The following is an 8932-nucleotide window of genomic DNA, read 5'->3' as shown; positions in this document are numbered from 1 at the left end:
ACCGCTTCGGCTGCTTTCGCGCGGCTCAGCGAAGGGGGTGTGGATGCCACTGTGCAGCGAGGCCGAACGGCGCGCTGACAGCGTCCTCATCGTCCGGCCGGCGATGCCGGACGAGCGGCGAGCCGAGTCCGGCCGAGGTGCCCAGTCGCCACAACACGTTGCGCGGCGACCTCCGCAGCCGTTCGGCGTCGACCGACAGAAAGTCCCAGCGATGAAGGGTGTTGAGAAAGAACGGGTCGACCGGAACCCACCGGTCGCCGACGGCTATCTCGAGCCAGGCATGCGGGGCCGGGAACGGCACCCCGACGAAGAATCCGGAAGCCACGCGTGTGGTCAGCCCGGCCTCCGCCGCCACCGTGGCGAGATAGCGGCTGGCGAGGCGACAATCGGCAAGCCTGGCGTGCCGGGCGAAATCGAGATCGGTGGCGAGGCTGTCGGGGATCGAGTAGAAGAACAAGCTGCGGGCCTCGGCGACCACCGGGTCGAGGTCGGGGCCGAAGTCGTGATCCTCGGCCAGGGGTTCGGCGAGGATCGTCATGGTGCTGCCGGTCGGAGTGTCCTTCCTGGAGCCGGTGATCGCCGGTTCCAGCAGGAATTCGCAGGCACCGGCGTGGCCGGGGAGCGGGCATCGCCAGGAGAGCCGCAGCTCGAAATGGCCGCGGTCATGTCCCAGTTGAGCCTCGAGCGACTTCGTCCAGCGCTTCGTGATGGTGCGTTGCGGCGAGGCGAGACCGAGCCCGGTGCTTATGTTGTCCAGGTCGAACTGGTCGAACATGAGCTCCGGCCCGGTGGCCACGTGGGGAAGCCCCTGCTCGATCAGATCGGCCAGCAGCGCATCGTCGAAGGCGAACCGGCGCTGGGCCTCGGACGCAGGCGTGGTGAAGACACGAAGCGCGCTCGGCACGCGTCGTACGCGCTCCATCACAGCTGCCCGAGTGTTCTCCATCGATGCAACCCCCGTTTTTCGCCGTGGGTACGCCCGCACGGAGTGAATCCCAACGACCCATGGACATCTGTTTTCGACGTCGCGATGATTGCGACAGATAAAGGTGACGCGCCGAGGCGCCGATATCACCCTTCGTGGGATCCTCGTCCATTAACGACAGTAATGTCAAGAGCCTTGAAGGTGTGATGATCGTATATATCATGTGAGCCTGTAACGGTCAATGCTCAAGTGGGCCGAGCGGCCCTTGCGAGTTGCTAAGTGATCTCTGTCACTTTGGTGGGTAATGCCGTTCTCTCGTACCCTTGGCTCGGCTTCAATGCGTCGAGATTCCAGAACACGCGATGACGGTCTTCAGTTTCAGTTCAATTTTCTTGCGGGGTGAACGGTGTCGCTTGCCTGGGATCCGGAATTCGAGTCGGAGCTACGTAAGCACGTGAAACTTCTTCTCGGGGACTCGCCGCTCGAGGCGGACGCGAGCCTCGTGGATCTGGGTCTCGATTCGCTGGGAATGGTCGGGTTGCTGGTCGATCTCGAAACGCTCTACGAAATCGAGTTCCCGGACAGTTCGATGAACCTCGAGACCTTCGCCACCGCGGGCAACCTGTGGGGTGTGGTCTCGCGGCTGCGAGGGATCGACGGATGACAAGCCGGGGCGAGGCCGCATCCGATCGGACCGGCCGAGGGCAGGTCCGCCTCCACGGCCTGATCGACGATGCTGCCCGCCGCCGGCCGGAAGCCGTCGCGGTCCGCGACGAGCGGGGCGTCTGGTCGTACGCGGAACTGACCGCTCAGAGCCGTCGGGTTGCGGCCTGGCTGCGCGACCGCGGTGTTGGCCGCGGTGACCGGTTGCTCCTGCGGACGGCCAATCGCCGGGAGCAGGTTGCGGTGATCTTCGGCGCCTCGCGCGTCGGGGCGATCGTCGTACCGGTGCACCGCGACATCAAACAGTTCATGTTGCGGGATCTCATCGCGGATTCCGATCCGGTTCTCTCGATCCTCCATGACGACGACGAGGACTGCTGGAGTGCCCTCGACGGACGGCCCGGTGTCGGGGTGACCCGCCTCTGGCACGAACTCGACGGTCTTGCCGGGAGCAGTCGCGCGACCGGGGGCGAGGTGGCCGGCATTTCCTGCGACCCCTGCCTGATGATCTACACCTCGGGAAGTACTTCGAGGCCCAAGGCGGTGGTGTCGAACCACGCACAGGTCGTCTTCGCCACCACCGCGATCGCGGATCGGCTCGGCTACCGGCCGGACGATGTCGTCTTCGTCCGCCTGCCGCTCTCCTTCGACTACGGGCTGTACCAGGTCTTCCTGGCGGCGCTGAGTACCGCGGCACTCGTCTTCAACGACTCGTCCCCGGACTTCACGCTGGCCCGCCAGATCCGTGATTCCGGGGCCACCGTCGTCCCGCTTGTCCCGTCGATCGCCGCTACGCTCGTCAAACTGGCCGACCGGCGACGAGCCGCGGAGGGTGCTGAACCGCCGAGCCAGGTGCGACTGTTCACGAACACCGGATCGGTGCTCGCCCCTGCGCTCATCGCCCGACTGCGCGCCGCCTATCCGGCGGCGTCCATCTGCCTGATGTTCGGGATCACCGAGTGCAAGCGCGTGAGTATCCTCGAGCCCGACGGCGATCTGGTGCGTCCCGGATCGGTCGGCACAGCGTTGCCCGGCACCGAGGTGCTGATCCTGAGCGAGGCCGGCGTGCCCGTGCCGCCTGGGACGGTGGGAGAGATCGTCGTGCGTGGGCCGCACGTGATGACCGGCTACTGGCAGGCTCCGGACCTCACTGCGGGCCGCTTCCGGGCCGAGCCTCGTACCGGCGAACGCCGCCTGCATACCGGCGACTACGGATACCTGGACGACGATGGGCATCTCTACTTCTCCGGACGGCGAGACGACATCGTCAAACGACGTGGGATGCGGGTCAGTCTCACCGAGATCGAGTCGGCCGTCGGCGCGGTTCCCGATGTCCGCGAGTGCGCGGTGGTCCACCAGCCCGAGGGCGACCGGCTCGTCGCCTGCGTGACCGGTCCGGTCGATCCCGATGACCTGATTCGCCGGCTCGCCGGATGGCTCGACGTGGCTCGTCTACCGGACGCCTGCCGGGTCCTCGCACAGCTTCCGATGACACCCAACGGCAAGATCGATCGGAAGGCCCTGCTCCGGATGACCGAGGAGGCAACGGCATGATCGACTTCGCCTCGATCGCGAGCCGGTTCGGCACGCCGGCCTACGTGTACGACGTGGATTCCGTGACGAGGTCGGCCGACCGGCTCCGGGCGGCCCTGCCGAACGGCACCCGCATCTACTATTCGCTGAAGGCCAACCCCCATCCCGACCTGGTAGGAGCGTTGTCAGCCGCCGGGTGCCACGCCGAGATCACCTCTTCCGGCGAGGTGGACGTCGCGCTCGTCGCGGGAGTCGACGCCACGGACTGCCTCTACACCGGGCCCGGCAAGAGCGCAGAGGCGCTGAACTATGCCCTCGACCGGGGCGTGACGTTCTTCTCCGTGGAGTCCGGCACCGATCTGCGTCGCCTGGCCGCGGCCGCCCGGGCCCGGGACGTCGAGGCGCAGTGCCTGATCCGTGTCAACGGCTTCGCGGCGGGCGGCTCGGGCCTGCGGATGACCGGGACGGCGAGCCAGTTCGGTGTGGACATAGCCGAGGTTCCGGCGCTCGTGCGTACGGCGGCTGAGCATCGAGGCGTCAGGATCCGCGGGGCGCACTTCTACTCGATCTCCAACGCTTCGAGCGAAGAAGGGCTGAGCACGGAGCTGCGTGGCAGCATCCGGGCCGCGCTGTGGCTGCGCGACCAGGGCTTGCCCCTCGAGGTACTCGACATCGGGGGAGGTTTCGCCGCGCCCTATGCCCGCCCGGGCCACCCGGTCGGCTATCCGGCACTGGGCGAGGCCCTCGTCGCCGAGCTTGACGCCGGCCTCGACGGCTGGCGCGACGGCCGCCCCCAAGTGGCCGTCGAGAGCGGACGGTACCTTGTCGCTGGCGCCGGTACGTTGCTCACCACCGTGCTGGACATCAAGGAGAGCTACGGCAGCAGGTTTGCCGTACTCGATGCGGGCATCAACCAGCTGGGCGGGTTGTCCGGCCTGCGGCGGCTGCTGCCGATGTCGGCCCAGCCGGCCGAGGCGGTCGCCGATCCCGGTAGCACGCCGGTGTCTCTGGCCGGACCGTTGTGCACGCCGTTGGACATGCTGGGCCGTGGCCTCGGCCTGCCTGATGTGACGGTCGGCGATGTTCTGACCATCCCGAACGTGGGCGCCTACGGGCTGACCGCCAGCCTCCTCGGATTTCTCGGTCACCCGGTGGCGGCGGAAGTCGTCGTCGCGGGCGGCCGGGTGCGCTCGGCATCCCGCGTCGAGCTGCGGAGAACCCCGCTGCCTGACCGCGACGGAGGCGGCCACCCGGTGCCGCCGGCAGTTCGGTGAGATCCGCGGACCGCCACCCTGAGCCGGCGGAGTGCGGAGCTGTCCGAAGCCGGGGACCCGTCGCGCACCGGCCGGTCCCGACAACGGCGGACCGGTACACGGGGCCGGTGTCCCGGGCAGTCGAGGACGCTGCCGTACACGTGGCTGAGCTTCGGGCTTCGCCTCGGTCGCTCTGGTCACTTAGACAACGATCAGTTACGATTTCGGCTAGATCAGATCAGCTGTACCGCGTAGCGCGCCGCGTTCAGCTGCTGTCCCTTGAGACCGCTTTAACCGAGCCGATCCCCGGATCGTCGTGTCAGAGCGACTGGGTGACAGACGGCGGCCGAGCCAGGGAGGATGGCCTTGACTCAAGGCATCGCGGACAGCGAACGCGTGCCTGCGGCCGGCCCACTTGTCGTTCCCGTCCGGGGCGGTCAATGACGGCCCCGGGGATCGGGATGTCGTTGGCCCCGAGCCAGGAGACGCTGTGGGAATACATGTCCTACTTTTCTCCTGACAATCCGGCGGACGCGCGGATCAACCTCATGGAGTCGTTTCGGATCGAGGGGGACCTCGACGTTGCGGCTCTGGCGAGTGCCGTGACCGACGCGGCCTGGCGGCAGGATGCCCTGCGGTTACGCTTTGCCGACCTGAGCCGCAACCCGAAAATGTATCTGGCGAGCGGCGCCGAAGTGCCGTTCACCAGCGTGGACGTCCGCGACCTCAGCGGTGAGGAACAGCGCCTGCACGTCTGGCAGCTGATAAATGACGAGCGCTACCGGCTGTTCGACTTCGTCGTCGGTCCGCTGTGGAGTGTCGTCCTCGTTCGCATCGCGGATTCGACGTACATCCTCACCGTCAACCTCTCGCACGCCATCGCGGATGGCGCGTCGCTCGGCGTGCTCCTCGGCGACATACGGGAGGCATACCTGCACCGAGCGGGCCGCAAACAAGCACCGCCCGAGCTTTCGGTGGGCTTTGTCGACCTGGCGCGGGAGCAGGCCGCGGGACAGTCCGGGCAGGGCGGCAAAGAGGAGTACTGGCGCTCCCGGCTCTCCGGCAGGGACGCGCGGCTCATCTTTCCGGTCACCGGCTCGGGTGCGGAAACGGCGCTGACCCATGAAGCCATGTATCCATTCGAGTTCCCACAGAGGATGGTCGAGGTCCTACCGGCGGTAGCCCTGAGGGCGCGGATCGCGCCGTTCGCCGCGTTGCTCGGTGCGTATGCCGTCTCACTGGCCCTGAGGACGGGGCATGACGATCTGGTCATAGGGACCGTCACGGGGGGCCGGGACCTTCCCGGAAGCCAGTACCTGGTGGGCCAGTTCACCAACAACGTCTATGTCCGCGCCGAGGTGCGGCCGGGCGCTACGGTGGGAGAGGCGGTACGGCAGGTGGCCAACGAGTTTCGGCTGGCCGTACGGAACGTCGCCTCCTTCAAGACGATCGCGTCGGCGGCGAACCCGAAATTCTGCGACGAGAGGCCCTGGCCCTTCTTCCATCTCTACGATGCCTGGTTCCAGCAACTCGTGCCGGATCGGAATCCGGAGTTCCCGGGCTTCGCGGTCGAGAAGGTGACTGCCAATTACAGTCCCCAAGCGGCGCCGGCGGGCAAGCAGGCGTGGAGCATGAGCGCGGACGCGCCCGCTCGGCTCCCGGTGTGGATGAAGCGTGGAGCCCCTGCGGTGATGGTGAACAGCGACGGAAGCGGCGGCTTCGTCGTTCACAGTCCCAGGTTCTACTCTGTCGAGACGGTGGCGGAGATCGTCTCCGGATACCTGCGAACGCTGTCCGCCTTCTTGGACGATCCCGGCCGACGGGTGGCGGAGATGTAAGCCGGTGCCGTCGCACGTGTCCTGCCACTGGCTCCCTGGCGTACCCGTGATGGCCCGCGGAACAAGCAGCCCGTTCGGGCCCGTCAACGACCGGTCCTGCTCCTTGGCCGCCTGCACCAGCTCAGCGGCGGTGAGCCGTCGACTGACCGAGGCCATGCGAGAGCACGCACAGTCAGCGCCGGACTGCATCAGCTGCGACGTCGTCGTAGCACGGGCCAGGGCAGCGCGTCGACGGCGCTTGTTGACCACTGCGACAGCCGCGCCTCGGCTGGTACGGCACTCCGGGTCCGCGGTCGCCGCGGCGCCGTGCGGGTGACGCAATCGACCGGCTGCCGGGCCGGACCAACGGGAAGGTGGACCACGATGCGCTCCCCGTATGAGGAGCTGGGGCTCGCCTTCGGCGAGGCCAGGGTGCCGTACCTCTATGGCATGGACTGCGCGCCCGCGCTCGCCGGCGCGATCGTCGACCGGCTGGGCGACGTCGACGCGATCCTGTTCGCCGCCGACAGCGGGGTGCGCGGGCACGCCGACGCGGTCGCCGCCGAGCTGGCCCGCCGGGTGCGGGTGGAGCTGGTGCCGGTCGAGGCGGCCGAGCGGCACAAGGTCCTGCCCGTCGTGCAGCACCTGCTGGAGACGGCGGTGGCCCGCGGGCTGACCCGCCGTTCGGCGGTGGTGGCGATGGGCGGCGGTACCGTCGGCAACATCGCCGGACTCGCCGCGGCGCTGCTGTTCCGGGGCACCCGCCTGGTCCACCTGCCGACCACGCCGGTCGCGGCGTTCGACGCCACGGTCTCGCTCAAGCAGGGCGTGAACCTCAGCGCCGGCAAGAACCTGGTCGGCACCTACTTCGTACCCGCGCTCATCGCCTGTGACCTCGCGTGGCTGTCCACGGTGCCGCGGCACGACATGCTCACCGGCCTCGCCGAGATGGTCAAGAACGTCCTCGTGGCCGCGCCCGGCCTGGAGACCAAGCTGATCCGGGCGATCGACGAGCTGACGCTCGACCCGCAGGCGGCGCTGCGCGCGCTGCTGGAGGTCGGGGTGGAGGCGAAGGCGCCGTACGTCGCCGCCGATCCCCGTGAGCGGGAAGGTGCGCTCATCTTCGAGTACGGCCACACCGCCGGTCATGCCATCGAGTTCGTCAGCGGCGGTGAGATCCGCCACGGCGAAGCCGTCGCCTGGGGCATGCTCATCGCCGCCGAGGTCGCCCGGCGCCGCCACGGCCTCGCCACCGACGACGTCGCCGCCCACCACCGACTCGTGTCCCTGCTCGACCTGCCGGACGCGGCCGCCCGCCTCGACGGCCTCGACCGCGACGCGATCCGCGCCGTACTCGCCGCCGACAACAAGCGCGGGTACGGCCCCTGTGCGCCCGGCGAGGTGCTCATGGTCCTGCTCGACACGATCGGCCGCGCCGTGCCTGGCCCGGCCGGCGGGCCCCCGCTCGTCGCCGTCCCGATTCCTGCGGTCATGGACGCCTTCGAGACGGTCGCCATGAACGCACTGGAGGCCGTATGAGCGACACCGGACTGTCCGTAGTCGTCCCGGTAAAGGGCCGGGTGCCGCAGCTGCGCCGGCTGCTGGAGAGCCTGCGGGAGGCGGCAACGGCGTGCGAGGAAGCCGTCGAGATCCTCGTCGTCGACGACTCCGAACCCGTCGACGCCCAGGCCCACCAGGACAGCTGCGCCGCGTTCCAGGCCCGGTACCTGCGCGGACCGAAGCATGTGGGCGCCAAGCGCAACGACGGCGTCCGGGCCGCCGCCTACGACCTGGTCCTGTTCGTCGACTCGGACTGCCTGGCAACCCCGCAACTGCTCCAGCGGCACGCCAAGACCCTGCGCGACGCCGGCGCGGGCGTCGGCGCTGTCGCCGGCCCGACCGTCGTGCAGGGCGCCGAGAACACCGTGTTCCGCATCATGGCCCGCTCCAAGCTGCTCAACTCCGCGTTCGAGTGGCCCGCGCAGGCCACCCGGGTGGGCTGGGCGACCACCTCGAACCTGGCCGTGCGCCGCGACGCCTTCGAGTCCGTCGGCGGCTTCGCCGAGCGGCCGCTGACCGTCGTCGGCGGTGAGGACGTCGACCTCGGCCTGCGGCTCACCGAGGCCGGGCACGGCATCGTCTGCGACCCCGAGGCCGTCGTCGTGCACGACAAGAGCAGCATCGAAAGCCTCGCCACGGTGTGCCGGAGGCTGGTCACGTACGGCAAGTCCGGCCAGTGGCTTCTCGACGTCCACCCGCACCGCAGCCGTCCGAAGCTCAACCGGGTCAGCACCCTGTCCGCGACCGCCCTCGTCGGGGTCGCGACCGCGCCCGTGGCGGGCGGCGCGGGGCTGCTGCTCCTGCCCGCCGTCGCCGCCGTCCTGCTCGCCGTCGACACGAAGGAGCGCCTCGGCGACGACGCCCCGACGCTGCCGGCGCTGGTCGAGTCGCTCAGCTGCGCCGGGCTCGACTGGTGCTTCGACCTCGGCGAGTTCATCGCCGCCTGGCGGCTGGGCCGCCCCGACCGGCTGTTCACCGGCTTCGGCTGGACCGACGACCCCGCGTTCGTCTGGGACCGCGAACCCGCCAAGCGGTACGGGGGCTGAGCGGTGCGCTACCACGGCCGGATCGCCCCAGTCACCGGCGGCACCTCCGGCGTCGGTTCCAGGGATGTGGAATTCCCACCGGCACAACGTGCTCCCGGTGCGTGACGGATAGGCTCTGGGGCTGTTGTCGCCGGA

The 8932-nt window shown here is 69.0% G+C and carries 7 protein-coding genes; 6 read left to right on the top strand and 1 reads right to left on the bottom strand.

The annotated features are described in order from the left end of the window. Positions 1-25: 25 nt before the first annotated feature. Positions 26-946: a transglutaminase domain-containing protein gene (locus H4W31_RS05860; protein ID WP_192765718.1), complete on the bottom strand. Its 921-nt coding sequence runs from the start codon at positions 944-946 to the stop codon at positions 26-28. Positions 947-1331: 385 nt separating this feature from the next. Here H4W31_RS05860 and H4W31_RS05855 point away from each other — a divergent pair, with 385 nt between their 5' ends. From H4W31_RS05855 to H4W31_RS05830, 6 genes are all read left to right on the top strand, one after another. Further along, the gene (locus H4W31_RS05855; RefSeq protein ID WP_192765717.1) at positions 1332-1589 is read left to right on the top strand and encodes a phosphopantetheine-binding protein; all 258 of its coding nucleotides are present in this window, start codon (positions 1332-1334) and stop codon (positions 1587-1589) included. Next, the gene (locus H4W31_RS05850; RefSeq protein WP_192765716.1) at positions 1586-3142 is read left to right on the top strand and encodes a class I adenylate-forming enzyme family protein; all 1557 of its coding nucleotides are present in this window, start codon (positions 1586-1588) and stop codon (positions 3140-3142) included. Before H4W31_RS05855 ends, H4W31_RS05850 begins: the two co-directional genes overlap by 4 nt. Then, the gene (locus H4W31_RS05845) at positions 3139-4395 is read left to right on the top strand and encodes a type III PLP-dependent enzyme domain-containing protein (RefSeq protein WP_192765715.1); all 1257 of its coding nucleotides are present in this window, start codon (positions 3139-3141) and stop codon (positions 4393-4395) included. The genes H4W31_RS05850 and H4W31_RS05845 overlap by 4 nt, the downstream gene beginning before the upstream one ends. 440 nt (positions 4396-4835) lie before the next feature. Next, positions 4836-6212 carry a condensation domain-containing protein gene (locus H4W31_RS05840; protein WP_192765714.1) on the top strand — a complete coding sequence of 459 codons (1377 nt, stop codon included), beginning with the start codon at positions 4836-4838 and terminating at the stop codon, positions 6210-6212. 363 nt (positions 6213-6575) lie between these two features. Beyond that, positions 6576-7730 (top strand): 3-dehydroquinate synthase family protein, encoded by a 1155-nt coding sequence (locus H4W31_RS05835; protein WP_192765713.1) that lies wholly within the window; start codon positions 6576-6578, stop codon positions 7728-7730. Further along, positions 7727-8797, top strand: a complete 1071-nt coding sequence (locus tag H4W31_RS05830) for a glycosyltransferase (protein ID WP_192765712.1) — start codon at positions 7727-7729, stop codon at positions 8795-8797. Before H4W31_RS05835 ends, H4W31_RS05830 begins: the two co-directional genes overlap by 4 nt. Positions 8798-8932: the final 135 nt, after the last annotated feature.

This window comes from Plantactinospora soyae (genome assembly GCF_014874095.1).
Lineage (GTDB): Bacteria > Actinomycetota > Actinomycetes > Mycobacteriales > Micromonosporaceae > Plantactinospora > Plantactinospora soyae.
The sequence above is the reverse complement of the archived record's forward strand: the minus strand, read 5'-3'. Positions and strand labels throughout refer to the sequence as shown.

What these genes read in the sequence shown, in the direction of transcription:
- H4W31_RS05860 (WP_192765718.1), bottom strand. Translation starts at nt 946, where the DNA reads ATGGAGAACACTCGGGCAGCTGTGATGGAGCGCGTACGACGCGTGCCG.
- H4W31_RS05850 (WP_192765716.1), top strand. Translation starts at nt 1,586, where the DNA reads ATGACAAGCCGGGGCGAGGCCGCATCCGATCGGACCGGCCGAGGGCAG.
- H4W31_RS05845 (WP_192765715.1), top strand. Translation starts at nt 3,139, where the DNA reads ATGATCGACTTCGCCTCGATCGCGAGCCGGTTCGGCACGCCGGCCTAC.
- H4W31_RS05840 (WP_192765714.1), top strand. Translation starts at nt 4,836, where the DNA reads ATGTCGTTGGCCCCGAGCCAGGAGACGCTGTGGGAATACATGTCCTAC.
- H4W31_RS05835 (WP_192765713.1), top strand. Translation starts at nt 6,576, where the DNA reads ATGCGCTCCCCGTATGAGGAGCTGGGGCTCGCCTTCGGCGAGGCCAGG.
- H4W31_RS05830 (WP_192765712.1), top strand. Translation starts at nt 7,727, where the DNA reads ATGAGCGACACCGGACTGTCCGTAGTCGTCCCGGTAAAGGGCCGGGTG.